Source organism: Amycolatopsis silviterrae (assembly GCF_042684085.1).
Classification (GTDB): Bacteria; Actinomycetota; Actinomycetes; order Mycobacteriales; family Pseudonocardiaceae; genus Amycolatopsis; species Amycolatopsis silviterrae.
In genome coordinates this window covers 297,222-321,271 of the sequence record NZ_JBHUKS010000015.1, presented here as the reverse complement: position 1 = coordinate 321,271, position 24,050 = coordinate 297,222, and the positions used below count along the sequence as shown (strand labels likewise).

Genomic DNA, 24,050 nt, shown 5'->3' with positions numbered 1-24,050 from the left:
CCCGGCCGTCGTGGGATTACCCGTGACCACCGCCCGTGGTCACGAGGTCTTCGGCGTGGCCCGCATCCCGATGTAGACGCACGGGCTCCCGTCGGCGAGCGCCGAGAACACCACCGGGGCGGGGGTCGCCCCGAAGGACTCCCCGCACGCGGCGAACACCTTGTCGGTCACCGGCACCAGCTCGGCCTCCAGCGGCGGCGACAGGTCCTTCATCCCGTCGACGAACTCGTACCGGATCCGCGCCGACCCGTCGTCCGCGCGGCTGATCGTGGTGACCACGCCTTCCCGCACATAGGTGCCGAGCAGCGGCGTGATGTCCACCTCGGGCGGGTTGGCCGGCGGGGCGAACGGGGCGGGCAGCCGGACGTCGGCCAGTTCGGCGAGCAGTTCGCTGAACAGGTCGTGGTAGAGCCGGTTGTAGTCGCCGCCGTTGGTCAGCAGCACGATCGCGACCCCGGCGTGCGGCACGATGCGCAAGAACGAATGCTGGGCGACGGAGCTGCCGTCGTGGCCGAAGCCGGCGACGCCGTTCCAGTCGTAGAGCGTCCAGCCGAGGCTCCAGCCGTCGGCGGAAACCGTCCACTTGTCCGGGCTGTCGATCACCCGGCGCTGCATCAGCTCGACCGCCTCGCTGGACAGCACCCGGGCGCCATCGGCCGCGACTCCGCCGTCCAGGTGCATCTTGGCGAAGCGTGCGACGTCGCCAGCGGAGATGATGACGCGGCCGTACGGACCTGCCGAGCGCGGCATGAGGTCCCAGACCGGCGCCGGTTCCTCGCCGAGGTGGCTCATCGCTACCCGGAAACGCAGCGCCTCTTCGGGCAGCGTCATCGAGTGCGTCAGCCCGAGCGGCGTGAACAGCAGGTCTTTCAACGCTTGGTCCCACGTCTTGCCGGTCACGACCTCGATGATCCGGCCCAGCACGGCGTACCCGACGCTGCTGTAGGACAGCGCCGTGCCCGGCGGGCAGTCCAGCGCCACCCCGGCGGCGGCCTCGACGTAGCGGGCGAGGCAATCGTCGCCGCGGCCGGAGTCGTAGGTGAAGTCGCAGGTCAGACCGCTGGTGTGGCTGAGCAGCTGCCGGACGGTGATCGCTTCGGTGGCGGCCGGGTCCGGTGTCGCGAATTCCGGCAGCAGCTGGACGACCGGGGTGTCGAGGTCGAGGGCGCCCGCGTCGACCAGGTTCAGCACCACGGTGGCGGTGTAGGCCTTCGCGAGCGAACCGGACAGGAACACCGAGTCAGTGGTGACCTCGACGCCGGTTCCGCGGTGCAGGACGCCGCTCGCGAGTTCGTGCACCTGGCCGTCGGCCAGTACGGCGAGCGAGGCGCCGGGAACGCCGTGGGTGGCGCGCAGAGTGTCGAACCGCTGCTGCCAGTGGGCATGGTTGAAGGACATTGGTACTCCCCAGTGAAATCCTGCGGGCAGGATGAAATCGCCGGACGGGTTCGCCCGGCGCGTGGTGAAGCTCGGTTTTACTTGCGGTGCAAGGCTTCTCGCCGGGCCCGCCATTCGACGGCGAGTTCGGGCATCCGCTCGGCGAGGAACCTCGTGAACTCCGCCAGTTCCTCCAGCCGCGCCCGTCGTTCGGCGGGCTGGTCGGCCATCAGGTCGAGGCCGCGCCGCGCCAGCGCGCCGAGCGAGGCGTATTCGGACTGGTTGTCGAGCACGCGCAGCCACACCTCGGGAGCGAGCTGCACGCGGTCGACGCGTTCCCCGGCGGTGCGCGTGCGCTGGATCCAGGACCATTCTTCGAGTTCGCTGATCGCGCTGGTGACCGCGCTGCGGCTGGCCCGCAGCGCGGTCGCGAGTTCGGCGATCGTCTGCTGCCGCGGTTCGCACAGCAGCAGCCAGCCGATCACCCGCCCGGTCATCGGCGTCATGCCGTACTGCCGCGCGAAGTGGCGGCCGGCGTCGTCGGCGAACGCGAGATCCTCGTCCATGCGACTCAAGTTAGCGTAATAACTGAGATGACGCAAATATTCGTCATCTCAGAAGTCCTTGCGGGCCACCCCGGCGAGCAGGAGCGACTCGTTGGGCGCGTCCGCGCGGATGGTGGTGTCGTCCGGGCTGGCTTCCTCCGGATGCCACAGCGGGGTCCAGGTGACGCCGGGTTCGAGCAGGGTGAAATCGCCGAACAGCGCGGTGATTTCCGTGCGGTCGCGGTAGACGAGGTCGTTGCCCGTGGCCGCGTACCGCTCCTTGGCGTCGGCGAGCATGCGTGCGTAGTCCGGCGGAACGCCCCGGTCGGTCGCGTGGGACAGGGCCAGGCACGACCCGGGCGCGAGGAGTTCGCGGTAGGCGGCGACCAGGCTGGGCCCGAGGTCCTCGGTGCCGCCGCTGCCGGGGGCGGGCGGTTGCTGGAAGTGCAGGACCGAGATGAGCAGCAGCGCGACCGGCCGGTCGAGGTCGAGCACGCCGGTGCCGGCGATCCGGGACCACAGCCGCCGCGGATCGCGCAGGTCGGCGTGGATGGCGACGTGCCGGGCGAGGTCGCCGTTTTCCCGCAGCAGGCTGGTGGAATGCGCGACGGCGACCGGTTCGCAGTCCACGTAGGCGACTTTCACTTCGCCGGGCGCGATCTGCTCGGCGATTTCGTGCGCGTGCCCCATCGTGGGGACGCCGGAGCCGAGATCGACGATTTGCCGGATTCCCGCGCGCACCAGATACCGGACGACGCGGTGCAGGAACCGGCGATTGGCCAACGCGATCGGGCGCACCATCGGATAATCGCGCATCATGCGTTCGGCGAACTGCCGGTCGATTTCCCAGTTGGCGGTTCCGCCGAGGTAATAATCGTAGACGCGGGCCACGCTGGGGCGGCTGAGATCGAGCCCCGGCGGCGGAAACGACTCCTGGTCAAGGCCTGTCACCGGATGCTCCTTGTGGTCGACGGCGCGGGAGTCAGCGTAGCGGTTCTCCGGGCCTTCCGGCGGCGGCCGCGGCGAAGCTGATCAGGTCCGCTTCGGCCTCTTCCAGAAGAATTGCCGATTCCTCCGCCGAAAGGGCGACACTCGAAAGGGATTCCCACGATTGCAGGTCGGTTTCGTAGGTTTCGGTGTCGGCCTTGAACACCTGGACGCCGTTGGACGTTTCGGCGAACGAACGGTCGAGCGCGTTGTTGGCGAACTGCAGGATGGTGAAATCGGGGCCGACGTGCAAGGGGCCCTTCGCGAACGGCACGAACCGGATCGTCGCGCCGGGGTGGTTGCGCGCGAGGTCGAGCAGATGCCGGACCTGGCCGAGCGCGACGTACGGATTGGCGGTGTGTGCCCTGGTCAGCCGGTAGACCGCGCTTTCGCTGAGAATGAACTTGTAGGTGCGGTCCGGGAAATCCTCGAGGAGCTTGGCCCGCAGCTTCCGTTCGTGCACGGCGTTGTTCACGTCCGTGCGGCCGTAAGCCTGGAATTGCTCCATCATGTAGTCCTCGGTCTGGAGAATTCCGCTGATGCGTTCCCCCGTCCATTTCAGGATGATGGCGGCTTCCTGTTCGGCCTCGAACACCGGATGGAACCAGGCCGGGCTGGCCGCGAGGCGGCGGGCGTTCCAGACCCGGTCGGCGCGGGAGGCCTGGTTGTAGTGCCGCATCGTCGCCGCCGCGGCGGGTTCGATCGCGAGGACGTCGATCCACTTGTCGAGCAGATGCGGGTGGATGCGGGTCTTGCCGCGTTCCATCTTGCTGATGTTCGGCTGCGTGTAGCCGAGGACGTCGCCGAGTTCGCCCTGGGTCAGCCCGCGCTCGACGCGCGCCGCGACGAGGATCCGGCCCAGTTCGACCAGCTGGGCCTCGACGGAAAGCCTGCTCACGAGGGACAAGCCGTCCGATCAGGGGACGAGGCGACACCGGTGCCGGACACGAAATCATAGTAGTCCTCGCATTACGCCCGGCCAAGGCGGACGGGTTGGTCCGGGCGGGTTCCGGATGGGGGACCGGGGTTGACGATCAGTGCGCGGTCACCGGTCGAACTGCCCCTCGCGCAGCGCGCCGGCGAACGCGGCCCATTCCCGGTTGTCGAAAACGAGCGCTGGGGAGCGGGTGATCTTGGAATCGCGCACCGCGACGACGTCCGGATCGCTGAGATTGACCTCGACGCAGTCGCCGCCGTTGCCGCCGCATGCCTCCGGCCGCTGCCAGGCGGCGTCGTCGAGCGAAGAACTCACGGTGTCCGGGTTGTAAGATTGCATGGTTTCGTCCTTGTCAAGGCGATTGTGTGCGCTGGAATATTCAAACCTCAGGATCGAGGATGGAATATGCCAATGGCAAGGCGCGGACTTGCAAGTTCCCGAGATGGACCGATAGCTTCACCTGTTTGGCTTTGGGGCGGTTGTCTCGCGGTGATCGGTGTCGAACGCGGTGTCCTTTTCCTGGCCGGGATTTGTCCACTGTTATTGGCTGGGCGACAGATTTCCGGCGCCACGGGGTGTCGCGAACCGTGTCGGCGGGGTATGTCAGAATATTCTGAACTGGCCGGGCAGGCATGCATATTCCAGTCGGCAGAGGCCGCTGGGCGCGCGATAAGCGGGGGTTTTCGCGGTGGGCCGTCCGAATGTCACTTGTGCCCCTCGGCGTGATCGCTGTCGGAAAATTGCTGGTCAGGACTTTGTGTGCGGCTGGTCGGCGCGGGCGGCGGCGGTTCCTCGTGATCTTTTTCAATCAGCCCTATGCTACCACTCGTGTGAGTGATGAAAAGCGGTCCGTGATGCGCTAGAAACTGCCTGCTTGCCGCCGCCGTGCCGGGTTCTTTGCGCGCTCGCGCTGCTGCACGTGCAGTTCTTGATTCGGCTTTTCGCGCAGGTGAGAGCGGGTCGGAAGGTGCGAGGACGCGTGCAACGCGGAGTTGGGCCGCGGCGATCTGTTTCGCTGAAGTCCAGGAGACTGCCGGTCTGAACCGGCGGACTGATATCGCGCACGGTAATTCGGCATGTCACTTAGCCGTTAATCGACGGGTGCGGACCGCTCAGCGAGACGACCGTAAGTGGGTATCGAGGTCTGCGGCGGCTCCCGACCAAGATAGGAACTGTCGAACTGGGTCGCGCGCCCGGGGAGAGAGAAGGGCGTGGCCCCCTGCGGCAACAGGGGGCCACGCAGATGTCTGAAACCCGCTTCGAGGCTAAGGAACAGACGAAATGACTCTACCGCTGGAGAACACGGACCCGCTAGACGACGACCGCGCCGGAAGGGTGGGGCGCGTCGATTTCGGGGCCGCGGTCGCCCCGGCCCGCGGCGGACGGCGCATCGCCACCCGCGACGAGATGCTGGCCGCCGCGACGAAGGTCTTCGCCCGCCGCGGCCCGGGACGCCACCGCAAGCCGGCCGCCCGCGGCCGCTGGGTGTGCGCGGCGTCGGGGATGCTGTCGTGGCTGACGCCGGTGTTGTGGACGTGCCTGCAGTACGCCTTCGCGGCGAGCGTGATCAGCACGGTGGTGCTGCTGGTCGGCCCGGTGGTCGGGGTCGCGGTCACCGGGCTGGTGCTGATCTGCAGCGCGGTGCTGTTCGGCTCTGCTCGGCCCAGTCATCGCCGGTAGCTACTTGATCCACAGGCGCAGCAAGGCGGTGAGGACGGCGAGCACGATTCCCGTCGTCAGCGCGCCGCCGACGAGAGTGCGGAGCAGGCGTAGCGCCGCCTCCCGGGGCGACCGGGTGCGGAAGCGGGCGGCGGGGGCGAAATGCGCACCGGGGATCGGTGCGCCGGCGGCGGCCGCGGCCGTCAGTTCGGCGAGGTATCCGACGAGCACGGGCCGGCGCCGACGATCGCCGGGAGTCTCGGCGAACCAGAGCAGGAGTTCGCCGACCGTCATTCCGTCGGTCGCCGGTTTTCCGGTCAGCCGGGCGCTGTCCCGGGTGACCGCCCAGGCCACGCCCGCGACGCGGCGTCGGCGGAACACCGGGTTCGCGAAGCGCGGGCCGAACGCGCGCGGCAACGGCTGCTGCGCGGCGCGCGGGTCGAGAAGGAGAATCAGGCGAGCGCACCGTGCCGCCGACACCAGCAGCCGGGTGCGCGGGGACAGGCTCGCCACGGACAGCACCGCGCAGCCCGCGGCGGCGAGCAGCGCGAAGGGGAGAACGAGCCGCACGACCGGCGCGGGAGGCTTCTCCAGATATTCGAGCTGGAACGCGATCAGCATGGCGAGCAGTGCCAGCGCGCCGAGCAGCACCGCGCTCGCCTGGCGGAACGTGGCCAAGAAGACCCGCGTCAGCTGCGCGCGGGACACTCCGTTGTCCGCGAGCATCTGCCTTTCCTCGATGGTCGGCGGCAGGACCATCAGAGTCAGCGTGGTGAACGCTGGGCCGAAGACGAGCAACTGGTACAGGATGGTGTGCAGCTGCCGCATCCGGTCTGGTTTGTCTTGCGGTGCAACCGGCTTCTCCGCGGCAGTGTCGTGCATCGGTCTTCCCCCTCGGTCGAGGCAAGGGTAGCTGGTTCGATCCGGCGGATTTCTTCCGTCCGGACAGCGAACTCCGCTACAGTGCCTTCGTGCCGGAGTTCAAGCTGCCGCTCTACGGAGCCGACCTCGATCGTGGCGACCTCGCTCCCTGAGTTGTCCCGTTTTCGTTGCTCTGTCACCTCTTCCACTCTTCAGGGAGCTTTCTCATGCCTGGCGAAAGCCTGCGCGCCTTCATCCATGCCCTGCCCAAGGTCGAACTGCACATTCATCTCGTCGGGTCGGCGAACGTCGGCACGGTGCTCGCCCTCGCCCGCCGTCATCCGGAGGCCGGGGTGCCCGCCGATCGCGCGGAGCTGGAACAGTTTTTCGTGTTCCGCGACTTCGAGCATTTTCTCAAGGTCTACTGGGCGGTTCAGTCAATGCTGAAAGACCGCCACGACATCAGCACGCTCGTGGTCGGCCTCGCCGCCGAACTCGCGCGCCAGAACGTCCGCTACGCCGAAGTGACGGTCACGCCGTACAACCACCTCCTCGACGGTATGCCGGGCGACGAGCTGCTTGCCGGGCTCACCGAGGGCCGCAGTGCCGCGAAGGCCGAGCACGGCGTCGAATTGGCTTGGTGCTTCGACATTCCCGGGGAGAAGGGCGTCCGGGCCGGGCGAGAGACGCTGGTGTTCGCGTTGCGGGAACGGCCGGACGGGCTGGTCAGTTTCGGGCTCGGCGGCCCGGAAGTCGGCGTCGGACGGGCGCAGTTCGAACCGTTCTTCACCGCCGCGCGCGAGACTGGTTTGCACAGCGTGCCGCATGCCGGGGAGACCAGCGGGCCGGCGACGATCTGGTCGGCCGTGCACGATCTCGGCGCGGAACGGATCGGGCACGGCACCAGTTGCGCGGCGGATCCGGCGTTGCTGGCGTACCTCGCCGAACACCGGATCCCGCTCGAGGTGTGCCCGACGTCCAATGTGCGGACGCGTCAGGTGTCCTCGATCGCCGCGCATCCGGTCCGCCGCATGCTCGACCACGGTGTCGTCGTCACCCTCAACACTGACGATCCGCCGATGTTCGGCGCGACCCTGGAGGGCGAGTACCGCGCGGTGGCTACGACGCTCGGCCTGCGCGAGGCGGAAGTGGCGGAGCTGGCCAGGAACGCGGTGCGTGCATCGTTTTTGGACGCGCCGGCCAAGTCCGCGATGCTCGCCGGGATCGACGCTGTCTCACCAGGTCACCGGTAGCGTCCGGAGGCCGTAAACGACGCTGAACGCTCGGAAATCCGCTGGCGCGGCGAGTTTGAGCTGCGGAAAACGCCGTAGCAGCAAGGGAAACGCGATCCGCATCTCCATCCGCGCCAGCGGTGCGCCGAGGCAATGGTGCACGCCGTGGCCGAAGGCGAGGTGACCGGCGGCGCCGCGGCTGATGTCCAGGGTTTCGGGATCGGGGAGCAAACCAGGGTCGCGGTTGGCCGCCGGAAGCGAGAAGCTCACCAGCGAGCCCGCGGGAATGGCGTGCCCGGCGATCTTGACGTCCTCGGTGGTTGTGCGCGGGGGCGCCGCCTGCACCACGGACAGCCACCGCAGCAACTCCTCGACCGCGGGTTCGGCCTGCGCCGGGTCGTCGCGGAGCTTGGCCAGCTGCTCCGGGTGCTGCAGCAGCGCCAGCGTGCCGAGGCTGAGCATGTTCGCGGTCGTCTCGTGCCCGGCCAGGAGCAGGAGGCTGGCGATGCCGATCAGCTCGTCGGTGCTGAGGTCGTGGTTGCGCGCCAGGGTGCCCAGCAGGTCGTCGCCCGGTTCGGCCTGCGCGCGGGCGACGAGGCCGGCCAGGTAGGCGCGGTCTTCCCGTTGCGCGGCGACGCGCTGCTCCATCGGGAGTGAGGTGTCCAGCAGGCGGACGGATCGCTCGTGGAACTCCGCGCGGTCCGCTTTCGGCACGCCCAGCAGTTCGCAGATCACCAAAGACGGCACCGGCAGCGCGAAATGCTCGACGAGGTCGGCCGGTTTGCCCGCGCGTTCCAGATCGTCCAGTGCCGCCTCGGCGATCTCGGCGATCCGTGGTTCGAGCCGCCGCATCCGCCGTACCGTGAATTCCGGCGTGAGGACGCGGCGCAACCGCGTATGTTCGGGCGGGTCGAAGGCGATGAATTGCCCGGCTTGCATCGTGGCCTGTTCTTCGGCCGACAGGTGCTCGGCCCCGGGTGCCGGGGAAAGGGCACTGCTGAACCGGACCGGATCGGACAGCACCTGGCGGACGTCTTCATAGCGGCAGACCAGGTACGCGGACATGCCGAACGCGGTGTCGACGCGGGCGATCCCCTCGCCGTCGCGAATCTCGCCCAGTTCCGGGACCGGGTCGAATCCGTTGCGGCGCATGGGCAACGGTACTTCCGGCGGGGTAGTCATCGTTCGTCCTTTCCGGACTCCGACTGGGTGGCGAGCCATTCCGAAAAGGACGGTCCGGCCAGTTTCGCGTGCGGGCTGGGCAGGAACGCGCCCTTCGCGGCGAGGCCGGCGTCGGGAATGGCGGCTCCGTCGACGCCGACGACCTTGATGCCCCGGCGTTCGCCGAGCAGCCGTGCCGCCTCCGCCATGATTTCCTTGCGCGGTCCGGCGATTTCCGGGATCGGTGCGGGCGAGGATGGAGCGATGGCGAGGTCGACCAGTTCCTCGGCGACCGTTCGGCAGGCCACGAGTTGGGTGGGCAGGGCCGGGAAGTAGGCGACCTCGCCGCTGCGGTCCAGGAGATCGCTGACGAATTCGTGGAACTGCGCGGCTCGCAGGAACCGGACCGGCAGCGGTCCGGCCAGGAGGAGTTCCTCGTGCTCCTTCTTGGCCGCGAGGAAACCGGCGGTGGCCTTGTCCGCGCCGATGATGGACGCCGCGACGATCCGGCTGACCCCCGCCCGCTCGCCGTGCTTGTGCAGATTCCGGGCGGACGTACGGAAAAACGCCGTCGCCTCGTCCTGATCGGACGAATGCCAGGAGGCGACGTCGATGATGACGTCGGCCCCGGCGAGCGCGTCGGCGAGGCCTTCGCCGGTGATGACGTCGACACCGGTCGCCCGGGACATCGGCACGACCTCGTGCCCTCGCTCCCGGAGGACGTCGGCGACGTGGCGGCCTAACCGCCCGGTCGCTCCGGCTACCGCGAATGTGCTCATGGACTCTCCTCGGTCGGGTTTGGACTTGACCAAGAGATCCCGGCGGCCCGCGCCGTGTGACCGCTCGCCGGTGTGGCGCAGGCCACTGTGCTTCGGCGTCACAACGCGGGGGCGGCCGGGATCGTAGGGACATGGACCGGACCGAGACCTTCGTGGTGCACCGCAATCTGCTGTTCACCGTGGCGTACGAGATGCTCGGCTCGGCCGCCGATGCCGAGGACGTCCTGCAGGAGACCTGGCTGCGGTGGGCGGGCGTCGACCTGGCGACGGTGCGGGACGGGCGCGCCTTTCTGGTCCGCATCACCACCCGGCAGGCGCTCAAGCGGCTGCGCACCCTCGGCCGGCGCAAGGAGTCGTACGTCGGGCCGTGGCTGCCTGAGCCGTTGCTGACCGCGCCCGACGTGGCCGAGGACGTCGAGCTGGCGGCGAGTGTCTCGATGGCGATGCTGCTGGTGCTGGAGACGCTCGCGCCGACCGAGCGCGCGGTGTTCGTGCTGCGGGAGGTGTTCGCGGTCGACTACGACGAAATCGCGGAAGCCGTCGAGAAAACCCCGGCAGCGGTACGGCAGATCGCGCACCGCGCCCGGCTGCGGGTGGCCGAACGCAAACCGCGCGGAACCGGTTCGCCGGACCAGCACCGGGCGGCGCTGAAAGCGTTCCAGACCGCGGTGGAAACCGGGGATTTGCAGAGTTTGTTGGACATTCTCGCCCCGGATGTCGTGGCCCTGAGCGACGGCGGCGGAGTAAAGCACGCCCTGCTGCGACCGGTTGTCGGCGCGGACAGCGTGGCGAGGCTGCTGGCCACCGGCTGGTGGCGGCGCGGCGCGCGCCGGTCGGTGGAATGGGTGCAGATCAACGGGGGTCCGGGGCTGCTGATCCGTGTTGAAGGGGAGGTCGACGGGGTGCTGGCGGTGCGGGTCGAGGACGGGCTGGTCACGGGCGCGTACCACGTGCGGAATCCGGAGAAACTGTCTCGGGTGGAACGGGAAATCGCGGTGAGCCGTAGTCGGCCCTGGGGTTAAACCTCCGGCTAAGCCCGTCTACCGAGGCACCCGCACCGGAGCGTCCACAATCGACTCCCGTTCGCTGACCTGCCGGAGCAGCCGCAACGCCTCCTCCGAAGGCGATCCCGCCGGGGTCGTGCACACGATCAGCACCTGCTCCGGCGAGCGGGCGACCGACAGCGTCTGCTGGGTCACCGTGACCTTGCCGACCACCGGATGCCGCAGTTCGTAGGAGTCGGCGTCGCACGGTCCGACGCGGTGGTCCCGCCACAGCGAGACGAACTCGGGGCTCTTCATGGTCAGCTCGCCGATCAGCTCGGCCAGCAGCGGGTCGTCCGGATGCTTTCCGACGGTGATGCGCAGGTTGCCGACCACCGCGCGGGCCTTGCGTTTCCAATCCGCGTACAGCTCGCGGCAGTGCGGGTCCAGGAACAGCATCCGGCTCAGGTTGGGGCGTTGCGTCAGGTCCAGGTGGCCGGCGAGCAGCGCGTGGCCGAGGGTGTTCCAGGCCAGCACGTCCGTCCGGCGGCCGAGGACCAGCGCCGGGACGTTGTCGACCGCGCGCAGCAGGTCGCGGGTTTCGTCGGCGAGCTTCTCCGGGCGTGGGCGGCGCGGCTGGGGTGTGCGGCGGGCGGCGTCGGCGAGGCGGTCCAGATGGGCGCGTTCGTGGGCGTCGAGGCGCAGGGCGCCGGCGATCGCGTCGAGGACCTCGGCGGAGGCGCCGCGGGAAAGGCCCTGCTCCAGCCGCGTGTAGTAGGACACGCTGACGCCGGCCAGTTGCGCCAGTTCCTCCCGGCGCAGTCCGGCGACCCGGCGGCGCGGGCCGAGGTCTTGCAGGCCGACGTCCTCCGGGCGCAGCCGGGCTCGTCGCGCGTGCAGGAAGTCTCCCAGCGGGCCAGCGGTCATGGCGTCCACTATCCGCCGCGGGTCCTCGCTCTGCCACACCCTGCGCGGGGTAGGAAAACCGGGGAGTGGTCCAGCATCGCAGGTCAGCGCAGGGTCGAGGGCATGGACGAGATCAAGTTGGGCGACGTCACGGTCACCCGCGTCAAGGAGTTCTACGGGTCGGTCGAGATGAGCCCTGAGCAGTTCTTCCCGGACAGCCCGGATGGTGCCTGGGACGAGCATCGCGGCTGGCTGGCGCCGGATTTCTGGGATCCGGAGACCGGCGAGTGCCAGTCGGCGATCCAGTCCTGGCTGCTGCGCAGCGAGGGGCGCACGATCCTCGTCGACACCGGCGTCGGCAACCACAAGGACCGGCCGTACGCGCCGGTGTGGAGCCGCCTCGACACCAGCTACCTCGACCATCTCGCGGCGGCCGGGGTGCGGCCGGAGGACGTCGACGTCGTCATCAACACCCATCTGCATATCGATCACGTCGGCTGGAACACCCGCCTCGACGGCCGCGCGTGGGTGCCGACCTTTCCGAACGCCAAGTACCTGATGCCGTTGCGGGACTTCGAGTTCTGGGACCCGGCCAACGGAAACAAGACGGTGCTCGGGCGCGGGAACCAGAACGTCTTCGAGGACAGCGTCGTGCCGGTGCGGCAGGCGGGGCAGGCCGAACTGTGGGACGGGACGTATCGGATCGACCGGAATCTGCGCCTCGACCTCGCGCCGGGGCACACTCCCGGCTCGTCCGTGCTGACGCTGGATTCCGGCGGCGACCGGGCGTTGTTCGTCGGCGATCTGGTGCATACCCCGCTGCAGATCGCGGAACCGGCGACCAACTCCTGTTTCTGCGAGGACCCGGCCGAGGCCCGGGCCACCCGGCGCAACCTGCTCGGCCAGGCCGCCGAGGACAACGCGCTCCTGTTCCCGGCGCACTTTCCCGGCTCGGGCGCGGCGGAGGTCGAGCGGGACGGGACGAAGTTCGCGATCAAGAAGTGGGCCGGGTTCTCCCGGATCTCCTGAAAGGGTTCCTATGTCTCAGCAGGAAAATCCGGTCGTCGAGACCGCGGCGGGCGCTGTCCGCGGGCGTCGTGACGAGGCGGGCGAGCTGTATCGGGCCATTCCCTACGCGGCGGCCCCGATCGGCCCGGGCCGGTTTGCCCCGCCTGTGCCGCACAGTGGCTGGTCCGGGGTCCGTGACGGGACACAGCCGTCGCCGACCGCGCCGCAGCCCGCCCGTGACTTCGGGCGGCTCGACCTGACCCCGTATTTCGGGCCGGGATGGGTGCCTGGCGAGGAATATCTGACGGTCGACGTCCGCACCCCGGCCGCGGACGCTGGCAACCGGCCGGTGATGGTGTTCGTGCACGGCGGCGGGTTCGTCACCGGATCGACGCGCGCCGCGCTCTACGACGGCAGCGCTTTCGCTCGCGACGGCATCGTCCTCGTGACGGTGAACTACCGCCTCGGCATCCTCGGTTTCCTTTCCCTGCAAGGTGCTCCGGACAATCGCGGGCTGCTCGACGTCCTCGCCGCGCTCCGGTGGGTGCGCGATTCGATCGCCGCGTTCGGGGGCGATCCGGCGAACGTCACGGTCTTCGGGCAGTCCGCGGGTGCCACGCTCACCGGCGCGCTGCTCGCGACGCCGGAGGCCAAGGGGCTGTTCCGCCGGGCGATTGTCCAAAGTGGAAGCGGCACGGGCGCGTTCACGCCGGAGCAGGCGCAGCGGGTGACCGTGGCGGCCGCTGCGGCGTTGGGCGTCGAGCCGACCGCCGCGGCGTTCGCGGAGATCCCGGACGCGCGGTTCCTGGAGATCTTGCCCGCGCTGGCCGGGCTTGACCTGCGGACCAGCACCGCGACGGACCCGCTGGCGGGGCTCAGTCCGTTCAGCCTGGTGCTGCCCAGACAACCGGCCGACAGTCTGGTCTGCGACGTCGACCTGCTGATCGGCACGAACACCGAGGAGGGGCGGCTTTACCTGGTGCCACAAGGAAAACCGGCCGACACCGCGGATGAGCTAGGCGAGCGGTTGTTCGGCGCGGGCACCGCCCGGATGGCGCAGGCGCACGCGGAGATCGCGCCAGGCCGCACCTACGGCTATTCGTTCGGCTACCGCTCAACGGCCCTGGAGGGGCGGCTCGGTGCCGCGCACACCGTCGAGCTGCCGTTCGTGTTCGATCTCGCCGACGAGCCATGGCTGCACGGCGACACCGGGCTGCTCGGCCCGGACTCCGCTCCGGCGGGGCTAGCGGCGGAGGTTCATGCGGCTTGGGTGGCGTTCGCCCGGACCGGCGACCCGGGCTGGGCCGCGTCCGAGCCGCACCATTTCGTCGGTTGAGACGACTTTTACCTGGCGCAGATAGCTTCCCGGAGTCTGCCCGAGGATCGCCGAGAAGGTTTCGATGAAGCTGGTCGGGTTGGCCCATCCGCACCGCAGCGCGGTATCAGTGACGGAAAGGCCTTGGCCGAGGTACACCAACGCGTGCTGGATGCGCAGCTGAGAGCGCCATTGGGAGAAGCTCATCCCCAGTTCGGCGCGGAACAGCCGGCTGAGCGTCCGCTCGCTGGCGCCCACGGCCCGGCCGAGTTCGCCGAGGGTGGCGGACTCGGCCGGGTTCTCGCGCAGGAGGCCGGTGATTGCGCGGAGCCGGTCGTCGGCGGGCGCGGGGAGGTACATCGGCTGTTCCGGGAGTTCGGTCAGCTCGTCGACCAGCACCCGGAGCAACCGGTCGCCGACGTCCGGTGCCGCGGCGGTGCCGCCGGTCAGCTTCAGGACCGCGGCCCGCAGCAGCGCGGACACGGCGAACACCGTCGGTGTGGCGGGAAGCTCGGCGCACAGTTCGGCGGGCACTTCGAGGATGCTGATCTCGGTCTCGCCGTAGGCGCGGTGCCAGTGCGCGAATCGGGGCGGGGTCCACGAGATGCGGTCGGCCGGCGCGACCCAGGTGCCGCGTTCGGTGGTGGTGGCCAGCAGACCGCTCGCCGCGTACAGCAGCTGTCCTTGCGCATGCTGATGCGCGGCGACCCCCTCGCCGTGGACCAGTGCCCACCGGCCCTGGACGGGATCGTCGCCGGACCAGCAGATGTGGCGGCGTTTCGGCATCGGGTTCCAGGATACCGCCGATCGGCCGCGGGCGATCTTGGCGGGATACCGGTATCCGCTGTCCGACGGCCGGTAGCGGGCCGTTCTCCCGCCGGTGATCCTGATTAGGCAAGCCTAACCAACGTGCCTGAGGGGGAGCCGGATGTCGATCACGGCGAGGGAAACGCGGCCGCCGGAGGGCGGCGTCAAGGTGGGGCTGGTGCTGGCTCCGTTGATGCTGGGCGCGCTGACCTACGGCGTGCTGGGGTCCGTCGTCGTGCCGGCTTTGCCGTTGCTGCAGCAGGATCTGCACACGAACGAGAGCGGCGCGACCTGGCTGCTGACCGCCTACTTCCTCGCCGCGGCGGCGGCGACCGCGGTGGTCGGGCGGCTGGGGGACATGTTCGGGAAGCGGCGGATGCTGCTGATCGTCCTGTGCGTGATGGCGGTGGGCCAGCTCGTCTGCGCCGTGTCGGATTCGCTCGCGCCGGAGATCGCCGGACGCGCGCTCCAGGGGCTCGCGGGCGGGCTGTTCCCGCTCGCGATCGGGATCATCCGGGACGAGTTTCCGCGCGAACGCGTCGCGGCGGGCATCGGGGCGGTGACCGCGACCATCGGGATCGGCGCGGTCGGGATCATCCTGCCCGGATTGTTGCTGCCGCGGTTGAGCTGGCATTGGCTGTTCTGGATCCCGCTGGTCATCACGCTGGTCACGTTCGCCGGGACCTGGCTGCTGGTGCGCGAATCGCCGGTGCGTCCCGGCGGCCGGATCAACTGGTTCACCACGCTGTTGCTGGTCGCCGGGGTCACGGCGGTGGTGCTGGGCATCAGCGAGGGCGGGACGTGGGGCTGGTCTTCCGGCGGCACGCTCGGCCTGCTCGCGGGCGGGGTCGCGGTGTGCGTGCTCTGGGGGTTTGCCGAGGCGGCCAGCGGCAACCCGCTGATCAACGTCCGGCTGATGCGGCTGCGCGGAGTGTGGACGACCAACGTCGTCGCTTTCCTTTTCGGTGCTGGCATGTATGCCGCTTTCGCGGTGTATCCGATCTTCGCCCAGTCTGCCGAATTCGGTTACCACGCGACGATTCTGGCCTGTGGCTTGTATTGCCTGCCCATGTCGCTTCCCTCGATTGTCGTGAGCCCCTTCGCCGGACGGCTGGCCGACCGCATCGGCGCGACCGTCACGCTCGTTCTCGGCACCCTGATCGCCGCGGCGGGCTTCGGTTATATGGCTGCCTGGCACGCGCATCCCTACGACATGATGATCAGCCTCGGGCTCATGGGCCTCGGCTTCAGCATTGCCTTCCCGACGTTGATGACCGTGTGCGTGCATTCCGTTCCGGCCGAGAACGTCGCGGAAACGACCGGGATGAATACCGTTGTCCGGATGATCGGCGGTGCGATCGGCACCCAGGTCGCCGCCGCGGTGATCTCCGGAGTTCCGGGCGAAGCGGGATTCACCGTCGCTTTCCTCATCCTGGCGGCCTTCGCGGTGGTCGCCGCGCTCGCCGCCTTGTTCGTGTCCACTCGAAACTAGGAGGTTCCTTGTCATGCACGAAATCAACGATGTGATGACCGGCTGGATCCATCGTGACCGCGAGGACTGGGACGCGCTGGCGGACCTGTTCCACGACGACGCGACCCTGACGATCCTGTGGTTTTCCGGCAAGGCCAAGGACTTCGTCGACGGCTCGCGGCGGATGAGCGGAGGTCCGTTGCACAGCAAGCACTTCATCGGCACACCGGTGATGGACGTCGTCGGCGACCGCGCTTTTGTGGAGACCAACGCGATGCTCGTCGCCGACCACCTCGAATTGCAGCTCGGCGTGACTGTCCACAACCGATTCCTCGACCGGGTCGAGCGTCGCGACGGCGTTTGGCGGATCGTGCGCCGGGATTCCGTCTACGACATGGGCGGTTTCACCTATCCCTTCGGAATGCGGCGCACGGACGACCTCGATCCGCTCCGGCACCCGCGCGAGTACGCGGCGTTGGCGTACCTGCTGGAGCACAGCGGACATCAGGTGCCGGACAACTGCCCGACCCGTTTCAGCAAACGGGAACAGGAGATCATCGAAGAAGGCCACGCCTGGCTGACAGGAGCTTCCGCATGACCCCGCTTCGCGACCCAGCCGTCAACGCCGTCATCGACAAGCTCGTTGCCGCACAACAGTATCCGGCGAAGGACCCGCGTTCCGGCCGTGAACGCGACCCGCACGAATACAGTGAGTACGGCTTCTCCATTTCCCCGGACCAGGGCGACCTGATCTATCTGCTGTGCCGGGGCCTCCGCGCTACCCGGACAGTCGAGTTCGCGACGTCGGTCGGTATGTCGACGCTGTACGCCGCTGCCGCCGTTCGGGATAACGGCGGAGGCACGGTGATCGGCGCGGAACTAGTCCCTGCCAAGATTGCCGCCGCCCGGCGCAACCTCGCCGAGGCCGGGCTGGCCGACTACGCCGAAATCCGCGAAGGCGACGCGCGGGTCACCTTGCGCGACCTCGGCGGGCAGGTCGACTTCGCCCTGATCGACGGGTGGCTGGGCGCTGAACCGTCGCTCGCCCGGGAGGTCATCGAGTTCGTCGCGCCGCAAGTCCGGATCGGCGGCTATGTGCTGAACGACAACGCCGAACCCGATTTTCTGGCTTATGTCCACGATCCGGCTAACGGATTCGTGTCGGTCTCGCTTCCGTTGCACGGCGGCACCGAGCTGTGCGTCAAGGTAGCCGATCGGCGGGAGCGCTGAGATGGGGGATCTGCACGGCAAGGTCGCCCTGGTCACCGGTGCCAGCCGGGGCATCGGGCGAGCCATCGCCGAACGTCTGGCGCGGGACGGTGCCCTGGTCGCCGTGCATTACGGCAGCAACGAAGCCGCAGCGCGGGAGACGGTCGAGGCGATTGCCGCTGCCGGTGGCCGAGCCTTTCCCGTGGGTGCCGAGCTGGGTGTTCCCGGCGACGTTGACACTCTCGTCGCCGCACTGGACACCCACCTCGACATCCTGGTGCACAACGCCGGCCGCTATGTCCTGCGGCGGCCGATCGAGGTCCTCACCTCTGAGGAGTTCGACAAGATGTTCGCGGTCAACGTCAAAGCGCCGTTCTTCCTGACCCAGCGCCTGCTGCCGCGCCTGCGTGACGGCGGGCGGATCATCGCGATCTCGTCGGTCGCCACCCGCGTCACCGCGCCGAACGGGATCGCCTACCCGATGACCAAGGGCGCGCTCGACGTGTTCAGCCAGACCCTGGCGAAGCACCTGGCTCCCCGGGGGATCACGGTGAATTCCGTCGGGGTCGGCTATACCCGCACCGATATGACCGCTGAGCTGCTTGAGGTTCCGGAGAACGTGGCGGGCAATGTCAGCCGGACTGCGCTGGGCCGGATCGGGGAAGTCGAGGACATCGCGGACGCGGTCGCTTTTCTGGCCTCCGAGGACGCGCGCTGGATCACGGGTACGAAAGTCGACGTGTCCGGTGGCGTCGGTTTGTAGCCCGGTCCAATGCCAGGGACTTAAGCCGGGCGGCCTCAGCTTGCTGACCGTCCATAATGGACGAAAACGTCAGCGAAATACCCGATTAATGCGAGTATGACCGTTTCTTCAAGTCTGTGAGGGGCCCCTTGAGGGAATCTGATTCCCTCAAGGAGTCCCTCACGGACGACACGCCCAGTTCCCTCCGCCCGCGTCGCCCCCGACGCAAGCCAACGGTCCGCCAGCCGCCTCAGCCGCACCCACAACGCCGCCTTAATCCCTGGCATTGGCAGCCCGGTCACGAGGGTGGAGCGATCTCCAACGGTGTCGCGGCCCCGCCTTCGAGCTGCTGCCGCTGGGTGACGGCGTGGTCGAGCTGTCTCGCCAGATGCGGGACGTTCGCCGAGGTCAGGTAGGTCTCCGCGCCGGCGTCGAGCAGCCGCCGGACCGGTCCGTGGTAGCTGACCCCCAGCTCGGCGTCCTCGACCTCGGCGAGCACGACCCGCGCTTTCGGGAACTTCGCCCGGAGACCCCCGATCAGCTGCGGGCTGACCGGCGGCACGAGCAGCACGTCGGCGGTGGCCGGGGCCGAATGCAGGTCGAGCACGAGATAGTCCGGCCCGAGTTCGGCCGACAGCGACATCCGGGCCGAGGCGGAAAGCTTCATAGCGGTGGCGACCACGGTCACGTCGTCGTAGTCCTCGCGCGGCGGTCCGGGGTCGGGCTGGACGCTGGTAACCGCCGCGATCGGGACCCCGTCCCGGGTGACGATCAGGTTCTCGCCAGCGTCGAGGAACGCGACGACGTCCTCGGGAAGGCGGTTGACGTCGATCTCCCGGGGCTGTGGTCGCGTCGTCATGGAACTCGATCATCCCACAACAGCGGTGTTCTTCGCACGGGTAATGGCGTTTTCTCGCCAGCGCACAGCATCCCGCGCTTCCTACGCTCGCCTCGTGCATACAGATCATTCGCGTCTTCGCGGCCAGATCGTCGGGTTCATCTCGCTCGCCGCCGCGCTGGGCACCGCGGCCGTTTATCCGTTGCAGCCTGCGATCGCCGAGGTCGGTGGTGCGCTCGGCGCATCGCTCGGCTCGGTCGGCGTCGCGCTCGCGTGCGGGCCGGTCGGCTACCTGTGCGGGCTCGCCCTGCTGGTGCCGCTCGTCGACCAGTTTCCGCCGCGTTACGTTCTCTCCGCGCAGTTCGGTGCGCTCGCCGTCGCGCTGGGGCTGAACGCGCTCGTCGGGCAGGTGTGGTTGCTCGGTCTGGTGCTCGGGGTGATCGGGGCGTGCTCGTCGGTCGGGGCCGGGCTGAGTTCGGTGACCGCGCGGCTGGCGAGCCCGGACCGGCGGGCCACTGCGCTGGGGGTGGTCACCGCGGGGATTTCAGCGGGAATCCTGGCTGGCCGGATCGTCGGCGGCTGGCTGGCCGACCTCATCGGCTGGCGCGCGATGCTGGGCGTTTTCGCGGGCGGATGCGCGGTCGTCGCGATGGCGGTGCTGCTAGTGCTTCCTTCGGCGGCTGGGGCGAACGATCGTGGCTATCTCGCGACGTTGCGCTCGATTCCCGGGCTGTACCGGCAATACTCGGTACTGCGGCTCGCGGCGGTTCGGGGCACGTTGTGGTTCTTCGCGTTCTGCGCGGTGTGGTCCGGGCTCGCGGTGGCACTGTCGAAGCCGCCCTTTTCGTATTCCGCCGAACGCATCGGGTTGTACGCTTTCGCTGGCATATTGGGGATTTTCGCTACGCGAATCGCCGGATCGTGGACTGACCGGGTGGGTGCTCGCCGGGTCGTCCTCGGTGGGCTGAGCCTGGCTGGTCTTGCGAGTGCGGTCCTTGCCGTCGCATTGCCGAGTACGGTTTCGACGCTGGTCTGCCTGGCGTTGTTCGACGCGGGGCTTTTCGCTGCGCAGGTCGCGAACCAGAGTACGGTGCTGGCGATTGAACCGGATGCGCCCGCGCGGTTCAACAGTGCTTACATGGTGGTGTATTTCGCTGGCGGAAGCCTTGGCACGGCGTTTGGCGCGGCGGCGGCCGAGCGGGTCGGGTGGGCGTTGACGGTGCTGGTCACCGCGGCGGTGATCGGGGCGGCGGCGGTGGTCACTTTGCTTGCTCGGCCGCGCGAGACTTGCCGTCCAGCGCCATTGGCGACGTAGATCGACGATTCGGGCCTGTCAGACGCTGGTGGACGCGGTGTCCGCCTGAGTGAGGAGAAGCGTGGCCCGCACCGCCTCCTCGGTGTGCGCGCTCAGCTCCCTGCCGCTGCGGATCGCGTCCTCCGCGAGTTTTTCCAGCCCTCCCACCAGAATCAGCGCGCGGATCCGCGTGAGCGGGGTGCCGCCGGACGCCTGGAATTCGCTGCCGGCCGAGACGGCGCGGACGACGGTGCGGTAAGCGTCGTCGTCCGCGCTGGTGTCCACCAGCGGCAGGTCGCGGATGCGGCTGAGCATGACGGCGGGCCGGGCGTCCACGACGGCGATCCAGGCCGTGACGAGCTGGCGGATCTGCGTCTGCCAGGGCGCGGTGCGGTCGACCGCGGCGGACACCTGTGCCGCCCCGGACTCGGCCGCCTCCGCGAGCAGGGCGAGCAGACAGGCCTCTTTGGAGTCGAAATGCTCGTAGAAGCCGCGGCGGGACGTGTGCGCCCGGCCGACGAGGTCGCCGATCGTGACCTTCTGGAACCGCTTCTCCGCCAGCAGCGACTCCAGGGCGCGAGTGAAACGGCTCCGGTAGGCGCCGGGCGGCTCGGCGAGCGTTTCCGGCTCAGCAGCGCGTGACACCGCGCGTCCTTCCTGTCCGCGATTGTCCGGCGATTCTACCAGTCCGCGCGCCGCGATAATCCCGAAACGACCAGGGGATATCGGCGGAATTCCGGACGGAATGCGAGCGGCTGCATTCGGCGGTGCCGCTTGCTCCGCGTGCCCGGAGACCCCGAGGCTATTACGCCATCTCGGTGACATCGCACTGGGACGTTTGGCCGAGCGCGGGTACGTTCGGTAGTGTTTTTCCCAGCGTCAGATGGGGAGTCGAAGCGCTAGGGGGATCCAGGTGTTTTCACCGCTTGTCTTCGAGCCGCGCATGAGAACGCGTGCTCGCCGCACTCCGTGACGGAGTAGCTTTCATCGCAGGTCCACGGGCTCGCGCCGACGGCGCGCGCTGGCGTTCGCGCTGGTCAGAGCCCGTTCGCCGGAATGGTCCGGCGCATGCGTCCCGCCGGCGTCGGGAGCCGGCGGGAGAGGACACGGCGGTCCTCGTCCGGCATTGCCGTGCCGGGTGAACCTGAATGTTTTTCGTTCGGGTACGAGGACGTCCGTGCAGGGGAAAATAGCAATAAGAATGGGGAAGTCATGACAATGGGGTCTGTGTCTCTGAAGATCGCCAGGGCCGCTTCGGTCGCTTCGCTCGCGGCCGTGATGTCCGCGGGGATTGTTTCGGCCGCGAATGCCGCACCGGCGCACGCGGCTGTTCCGGCGGGCTGCGGCAGCGCCGGCGGCGGAACGTGGTGCCACGGTTCCGGCGCCGACGGGATCTGGAAGGGCTGCTACTCGAATTACAACCACCCGCGCAATTACCACAGCTCGACGGCGGCCATCGGGGGCGCCAACGACAAGCGGTACAACTCCGCGGGGTCGTGGTCCAACGCTCGGGCCAAGGCCGGGTGGGCCCACACCTGCTACACGTACTACAACCCGAACGCGTGATAGCGGCCTGAAAACCCGGGCATGAACGCGACGACGCGGTGCCGGGGCAACGGCGTCCCGGCACCGCGTCTCCACTACAGCGCATCAGCGACGAGAGCGAGCCATCGTGCGCCTGATCCTCTCTCTGCTTTTCGCGGGAATCCTGCTCGCCATTCCGGCAGTGGTTCTCGTGGACGCCGTCCTCGAGCAGGAAACGCGAAGCGAGACGGCCGCTGATCGCGTCGGGACGTCGTTTGCCTGGCCGGACCGTCCGCAGGCGGCCGATCCCGAGACGACGCTGCGCATTCTCGGCGAAGCGACGGCGGCGACCGGCACCACCGTGGTGCGCACCGCCGTGACGGATCAGGCGGACCGCAAACGCATTACGCACTACGTCCTCATGGGCGGCGACCGGACGGCTCTGTTCGACGAATTCAGTCTCGCGCGAGGCCGCTGGCTCAGCCCGGCGGAGACGCGCGGCGGCTCGGCGACGGTGTCGTCGGCTCGGTCCGGGGTCGGGGCGCCCGCAGTGTTCGCGAACCGATACGAACTCACCTTCGCACCGTTGCGCCGGGCTTTCGACGCCTTGCCCACCTCCGGCCGTTATGTGGTCGAAGGGCCAGCCACCGAACGCTTTCTCTCGATCGTCAGCCAGCGGCTGGTCGACGCGGGCGTTACCGGGCTGACCGTCGGAGACCTGACGGCGGACCACGGCGGCACCGCGCCGGAATCCGGGCCGGGGCTGCGCATTCTGGCTTATCTGCTGGCCGGAGCGGCCACGGTGGTCATCGCGTTTCGCTTGCTGCGCGAGGGAAAGCGGATCGGTGTGCTGCGCTTGATCGGGCATCCGGCGCCGCGGATCTGGTACGAGGTGGTGGGGAGAACGCAGATCATCACCGTGCTTGCCGGGCTGGGCGCGTGCGCCGCGGTCGTCCTCGCCGTGCCTGGCGCGGACACTTCGTTCCTGTACACCCTGGCCGCCGCGGTGGCACCGGTGATGGCCGCCGGATTCGCGGCAACGGCCGGTCTCGGGCTGTTCGTCGTCAACCGGGTGCGCATTTCCGACCTTGTCAAAGGAAGTTTGCAGTGAATCACCGGACGCGAAACCGTTCACCGTTCGGCCTGGCGATCGCGGCGCCCGCCGTCGTGAAAGCTGTGTGCGGGGCGATCCTCGCGGTGCTGGCCGTGGTGGTCTGGCAGCAGTTCTCCGAACTGGCCAAGCAGCAGGAGTTGCTGGCGCCGTGGGAGAAAGTCCAGGGCTACGGCGTTTTCTACCCGCGCCTGACCGGAAACGACCAGCAGGAAATGGAAACCGGCGGCAACGCCTCGTCGGTCGCGGAGGCCCGGGACCTGTATCCGGTGCTGGACCAGGCCGGCGCGCTCTTCGTCGACGCCGCCAACTACGCGCCGGACACGCCGCCGGACCCGACCGGGCGCTGGCCGGTGCCGCCGATCCGGGTGAACACGCATTACCTTGCGCAGTACCCGATTCTCGACGCCGCCCGGAAGCCGATCACCGTCGCCGCGAACGATCCGGCGTGGGTCGTCGCCGTTCCGGAGCAGTTCAAGCCGAGGGAAGCGCAAATCCGGGAACTCCTTCAGGAAACGCGCACCGGCGGCCCGGGGATCACCGGCGCGGTGCAGGCGGAGCAGCGCATCACCGGCGACCGGCCGCGGTTCTCGACGCAGCAGGTCCGGATCGTCTGGACGGCCTCCGGGCAGGGCGTGTTCAGCTACGACCCGCAGGTCAATCCCGGGCACGGCAACCTGATCACCGACCCGATCGTCGAGATCATGACCCCGGCGAACAGCCTCACTGTCGACCGGCTCAACGCGATCACCGGCGGCCTGGACACCGGGCTGAAGGTCCGCGTAGGCGACGATCCGGCGGCCACGCTGGCGGCGCTCGGCCCGAAGCTGAAGGAACTCAAGCTCGACGACAACCTGCGGCATCTGGTCACCGTGCACCAGGCGATGGCCACGCAGATCGACGAGGTGCGCGGCGGCATCACGCAGGTCACCGTGTTCGCTGGCGTGGCGCTGTTCGTTCTGGTCGCGTTGACTGCGGCGATCGTGATCGTCGGTTCCGACCGGCTGCGCCGCCGGCTGACCGTACGGAGACTGCACGGCATCGGCTTCACCCGCTCGTACCGGGAACTGCTGCTCGCGCTCGGCGGGACGTGGCTGGGCCAGACGGTGCTGGCCGGGATCGCCTTGGCAGTACTGGCGATGAACACCTTGTCCCCGCCGGGCGCCGAGGCGAGCCCGTGGGACCGAATACCGGAACTTGCCGCCGTATCAGTGCTGTCGCTGGCGATCGAGGTGCTGTTCGTGGTCGTGACCGCGCGCATCGTGGAACGCCGGAACACGGTCAAGCGCTTGAAGGAGCTGTGA

General features: G+C 68.7%; 25 protein-coding genes. 13 read left to right on the top strand and 12 right to left on the bottom strand.

Annotated elements, in window-relative coordinates; all coding sequences use genetic code 11:
• Positions 1-39: 39 nt before the first annotated feature.
• From ACFSVL_RS22100 to ACFSVL_RS22080, 5 genes are all read right to left on the bottom strand, one after another.
• Positions 40-1,398, bottom strand: coding sequence for a serine hydrolase domain-containing protein (locus ACFSVL_RS22100; protein WP_378307026.1), 1,359 nt, complete (start codon positions 1,396-1,398; stop codon positions 40-42).
• Positions 1,399-1,475: 77 nt separating this feature from the next.
• Complete coding sequence (locus ACFSVL_RS22095) at positions 1,476-1,943, bottom strand: GbsR/MarR family transcriptional regulator (RefSeq protein ID WP_378307024.1); 468 nt, start codon at positions 1,941-1,943, stop codon at positions 1,476-1,478.
• Positions 1,944-1,991: 48 nt separating this feature from the next.
• Complete coding sequence (locus ACFSVL_RS22090; RefSeq protein WP_378307022.1) at positions 1,992-2,873, bottom strand: SAM-dependent methyltransferase; 882 nt, start codon at positions 2,871-2,873, stop codon at positions 1,992-1,994.
• A 31-nt stretch (positions 2,874-2,904) separates the two neighbouring features.
• The gene (locus tag ACFSVL_RS22085) at positions 2,905-3,807 is read right to left on the bottom strand and encodes a Scr1 family TA system antitoxin-like transcriptional regulator (protein ID WP_378307020.1); all 903 of its coding nucleotides are present in this window, start codon (positions 3,805-3,807) and stop codon (positions 2,905-2,907) included.
• A gap of 147 nt (positions 3,808-3,954) precedes the next feature.
• Entirely contained in the window at positions 3,955-4,185 is a 231-nt protein-coding gene (locus ACFSVL_RS22080) for a DUF397 domain-containing protein (RefSeq protein WP_378307018.1), read from the bottom strand.
• A 942-nt stretch (positions 4,186-5,127) separates the two neighbouring features.
• Here ACFSVL_RS22080 and ACFSVL_RS22075 point away from each other — a divergent pair.
• Positions 5,128-5,526 carry a hypothetical protein gene (locus ACFSVL_RS22075; protein WP_378307016.1) on the top strand — a complete coding sequence of 133 codons (399 nt, stop codon included), beginning with the start codon at positions 5,128-5,130 and terminating at the stop codon, positions 5,524-5,526.
• Here ACFSVL_RS22075 and ACFSVL_RS22070 read toward each other — a convergent pair whose 3' ends face one another.
• On the bottom strand, positions 5,527-6,387 hold the full coding sequence (locus tag ACFSVL_RS22070) for a hypothetical protein (protein ID WP_378307014.1): 861 nt from the start codon (positions 6,385-6,387) through the stop codon (positions 5,527-5,529).
• A 206-nt stretch (positions 6,388-6,593) separates the two neighbouring features.
• On the opposite strand from ACFSVL_RS22070, the gene add reads away from it, so the two are divergent.
• Positions 6,594-7,619, top strand: a complete 1,026-nt coding sequence (gene add, locus ACFSVL_RS22065; RefSeq protein WP_378307012.1) for an adenosine deaminase — start codon at positions 6,594-6,596, stop codon at positions 7,617-7,619.
• On the opposite strand, the gene ACFSVL_RS22060 is transcribed toward add, so the two are convergent.
• Positions 7,602-8,780 carry a cytochrome P450 gene (locus ACFSVL_RS22060; RefSeq protein ID WP_378307010.1) on the bottom strand — a complete coding sequence of 393 codons (1,179 nt, stop codon included), beginning with the start codon at positions 8,778-8,780 and terminating at the stop codon, positions 7,602-7,604. The two genes, add and ACFSVL_RS22060, sit on opposite strands and share 18 nt — an antisense overlap.
• Positions 8,777-9,538 carry an SDR family oxidoreductase gene (locus ACFSVL_RS22055; RefSeq protein WP_378307008.1) on the bottom strand — a complete coding sequence of 254 codons (762 nt, stop codon included), beginning with the start codon at positions 9,536-9,538 and terminating at the stop codon, positions 8,777-8,779. Before ACFSVL_RS22055 ends, ACFSVL_RS22060 begins: the two co-directional genes overlap by 4 nt.
• A gap of 131 nt (positions 9,539-9,669) precedes the next feature.
• Here ACFSVL_RS22055 and ACFSVL_RS22050 point away from each other — a divergent pair, with 131 nt between their 5' ends.
• Positions 9,670-10,560: an RNA polymerase sigma-70 factor gene (locus tag ACFSVL_RS22050; protein ID WP_378307006.1), complete on the top strand. Its 891-nt coding sequence runs from the start codon at positions 9,670-9,672 to the stop codon at positions 10,558-10,560.
• An 18-nt stretch (positions 10,561-10,578) separates the two neighbouring features.
• Here ACFSVL_RS22050 and ACFSVL_RS22045 read toward each other — a convergent pair whose 3' ends face one another.
• The gene (locus ACFSVL_RS22045; protein ID WP_378307004.1) at positions 10,579-11,448 is read right to left on the bottom strand and encodes a helix-turn-helix domain-containing protein; all 870 of its coding nucleotides are present in this window, start codon (positions 11,446-11,448) and stop codon (positions 10,579-10,581) included.
• 102 nt (positions 11,449-11,550) lie between these two features.
• Here ACFSVL_RS22045 and ACFSVL_RS22040 point away from each other — a divergent pair, with 102 nt between their 5' ends.
• Positions 11,551-12,456 (top strand): MBL fold metallo-hydrolase, encoded by a 906-nt coding sequence (locus ACFSVL_RS22040; protein WP_378307002.1) that lies wholly within the window; start codon positions 11,551-11,553, stop codon positions 12,454-12,456.
• A gap of 10 nt (positions 12,457-12,466) precedes the next feature.
• Positions 12,467-13,771, top strand: coding sequence for a carboxylesterase/lipase family protein (locus ACFSVL_RS22035; RefSeq protein WP_378307000.1), 1,305 nt, complete (start codon positions 12,467-12,469; stop codon positions 13,769-13,771).
• Here ACFSVL_RS22035 and ACFSVL_RS22030 read toward each other — a convergent pair.
• Positions 13,679-14,536, bottom strand: coding sequence for an AraC family transcriptional regulator (locus ACFSVL_RS22030; RefSeq protein WP_378306998.1), 858 nt, complete (start codon positions 14,534-14,536; stop codon positions 13,679-13,681). The genes ACFSVL_RS22035 and ACFSVL_RS22030 overlap by 93 nt on opposite strands.
• Before the next feature lie 142 nt (positions 14,537-14,678).
• On the opposite strand from ACFSVL_RS22030, the gene ACFSVL_RS22025 reads away from it, so the two are divergent.
• From ACFSVL_RS22025 to ACFSVL_RS22010, 4 genes are read left to right on the top strand one after another with little or no spacing between them, the layout of a single operon-like run.
• Positions 14,679-16,049 carry an MFS transporter gene (locus tag ACFSVL_RS22025; protein ID WP_378306996.1) on the top strand — a complete coding sequence of 457 codons (1,371 nt, stop codon included), beginning with the start codon at positions 14,679-14,681 and terminating at the stop codon, positions 16,047-16,049.
• 13 nt (positions 16,050-16,062) lie between these two features.
• Complete coding sequence (locus tag ACFSVL_RS22020; protein WP_378306994.1) at positions 16,063-16,626, top strand: nuclear transport factor 2 family protein; 564 nt, start codon at positions 16,063-16,065, stop codon at positions 16,624-16,626.
• Positions 16,623-17,258 carry an O-methyltransferase gene (locus ACFSVL_RS22015; protein WP_378306992.1) on the top strand — a complete coding sequence of 212 codons (636 nt, stop codon included), beginning with the start codon at positions 16,623-16,625 and terminating at the stop codon, positions 17,256-17,258. The genes ACFSVL_RS22020 and ACFSVL_RS22015 overlap by 4 nt, the downstream gene beginning before the upstream one ends.
• Position 17,259: 1 nt before the next feature.
• Positions 17,260-18,000 carry an SDR family oxidoreductase gene (locus ACFSVL_RS22010; protein ID WP_378306990.1) on the top strand — a complete coding sequence of 247 codons (741 nt, stop codon included), beginning with the start codon at positions 17,260-17,262 and terminating at the stop codon, positions 17,998-18,000.
• Positions 18,001-18,277: 277 nt separating this feature from the next.
• Here the strand turns inward: ACFSVL_RS22010 and ACFSVL_RS22005 are convergent, their stop codons facing one another.
• Positions 18,278-18,838, bottom strand: coding sequence for a hypothetical protein (locus tag ACFSVL_RS22005; RefSeq protein ID WP_378306988.1), 561 nt, complete (start codon positions 18,836-18,838; stop codon positions 18,278-18,280).
• A gap of 94 nt (positions 18,839-18,932) precedes the next feature.
• On the opposite strand from ACFSVL_RS22005, the gene ACFSVL_RS22000 reads away from it, so the two are divergent.
• On the top strand, positions 18,933-20,132 hold the full coding sequence (locus tag ACFSVL_RS22000) for an MFS transporter (RefSeq protein WP_378306986.1): 1,200 nt from the start codon (positions 18,933-18,935) through the stop codon (positions 20,130-20,132).
• Between the two features lie 18 nt (positions 20,133-20,150).
• Here the strand turns inward: ACFSVL_RS22000 and ACFSVL_RS21995 are convergent, their stop codons facing one another.
• Positions 20,151-20,756: a TetR/AcrR family transcriptional regulator gene (locus ACFSVL_RS21995; protein ID WP_378306984.1), complete on the bottom strand. Its 606-nt coding sequence runs from the start codon at positions 20,754-20,756 to the stop codon at positions 20,151-20,153.
• 582 nt (positions 20,757-21,338) lie between these two features.
• Here ACFSVL_RS21995 and ACFSVL_RS21990 point away from each other — a divergent pair.
• The 3 genes from ACFSVL_RS21990 to ACFSVL_RS21980 all read left to right on the top strand — a co-directional run bounded on the left by ACFSVL_RS21990 (position 21,339) and on the right by ACFSVL_RS21980 (position 24,050).
• A complete protein-coding gene (locus ACFSVL_RS21990; protein ID WP_378306982.1) occupies positions 21,339-21,677 on the top strand; it encodes a lactococcin 972 family bacteriocin in 339 nt (112 codons plus the stop codon).
• Between the two features lie 106 nt (positions 21,678-21,783).
• Complete coding sequence (locus ACFSVL_RS21985) at positions 21,784-22,746, top strand: hypothetical protein (RefSeq protein WP_378306980.1); 963 nt, start codon at positions 21,784-21,786, stop codon at positions 22,744-22,746.
• Complete coding sequence (locus ACFSVL_RS21980; protein WP_378306978.1) at positions 22,743-24,050, top strand: hypothetical protein; 1,308 nt, start codon at positions 22,743-22,745, stop codon at positions 24,048-24,050. The genes ACFSVL_RS21985 and ACFSVL_RS21980 overlap by 4 nt, the downstream gene beginning before the upstream one ends.

What these genes read in the sequence shown, in the direction of transcription:
- ACFSVL_RS22015 (WP_378306992.1), top strand. Translation starts at nt 16,623, where the DNA reads ATGACCCCGCTTCGCGACCCAGCCGTCAACGCCGTCATCGACAAGCTC.
- ACFSVL_RS22010 (WP_378306990.1), top strand. Translation starts at nt 17,260, where the DNA reads ATGGGGGATCTGCACGGCAAGGTCGCCCTGGTCACCGGTGCCAGCCGG.
- ACFSVL_RS22070 (WP_378307014.1), bottom strand. Translation starts at nt 6,387, where the DNA reads ATGCACGACACTGCCGCGGAGAAGCCGGTTGCACCGCAAGACAAACCA.
- ACFSVL_RS22045 (WP_378307004.1), bottom strand. Translation starts at nt 11,448, where the DNA reads ATGACCGCTGGCCCGCTGGGAGACTTCCTGCACGCGCGACGAGCCCGG.
- ACFSVL_RS22030 (WP_378306998.1), bottom strand. Translation starts at nt 14,536, where the DNA reads ATGCCGAAACGCCGCCACATCTGCTGGTCCGGCGACGATCCCGTCCAG.
- ACFSVL_RS22035 (WP_378307000.1), top strand. Translation starts at nt 12,467, where the DNA reads ATGTCTCAGCAGGAAAATCCGGTCGTCGAGACCGCGGCGGGCGCTGTC.
- ACFSVL_RS22020 (WP_378306994.1), top strand. Translation starts at nt 16,063, where the DNA reads ATGCACGAAATCAACGATGTGATGACCGGCTGGATCCATCGTGACCGC.
- ACFSVL_RS22055 (WP_378307008.1), bottom strand. Translation starts at nt 9,538, where the DNA reads ATGAGCACATTCGCGGTAGCCGGAGCGACCGGGCGGTTAGGCCGCCAC.
- ACFSVL_RS22025 (WP_378306996.1), top strand. Translation starts at nt 14,679, where the DNA reads ATGTCGATCACGGCGAGGGAAACGCGGCCGCCGGAGGGCGGCGTCAAG.
- ACFSVL_RS22095 (WP_378307024.1), bottom strand. Translation starts at nt 1,943, where the DNA reads ATGGACGAGGATCTCGCGTTCGCCGACGACGCCGGCCGCCACTTCGCG.
- ACFSVL_RS22040 (WP_378307002.1), top strand. Translation starts at nt 11,551, where the DNA reads ATGGACGAGATCAAGTTGGGCGACGTCACGGTCACCCGCGTCAAGGAG.
- add (WP_378307012.1), top strand. Translation starts at nt 6,594, where the DNA reads ATGCCTGGCGAAAGCCTGCGCGCCTTCATCCATGCCCTGCCCAAGGTC.
- ACFSVL_RS22080 (WP_378307018.1), bottom strand. Translation starts at nt 4,185, where the DNA reads ATGCAATCTTACAACCCGGACACCGTGAGTTCTTCGCTCGACGACGCC.
- ACFSVL_RS22005 (WP_378306988.1), bottom strand. Translation starts at nt 18,838, where the DNA reads ATGACGACGCGACCACAGCCCCGGGAGATCGACGTCAACCGCCTTCCC.
- ACFSVL_RS22075 (WP_378307016.1), top strand. Translation starts at nt 5,128, where the DNA reads ATGACTCTACCGCTGGAGAACACGGACCCGCTAGACGACGACCGCGCC.
- ACFSVL_RS22100 (WP_378307026.1), bottom strand. Translation starts at nt 1,398, where the DNA reads ATGTCCTTCAACCATGCCCACTGGCAGCAGCGGTTCGACACTCTGCGC.
- ACFSVL_RS22060 (WP_378307010.1), bottom strand. Translation starts at nt 8,780, where the DNA reads ATGACTACCCCGCCGGAAGTACCGTTGCCCATGCGCCGCAACGGATTC.
- ACFSVL_RS22050 (WP_378307006.1), top strand. Translation starts at nt 9,670, where the DNA reads ATGGACCGGACCGAGACCTTCGTGGTGCACCGCAATCTGCTGTTCACC.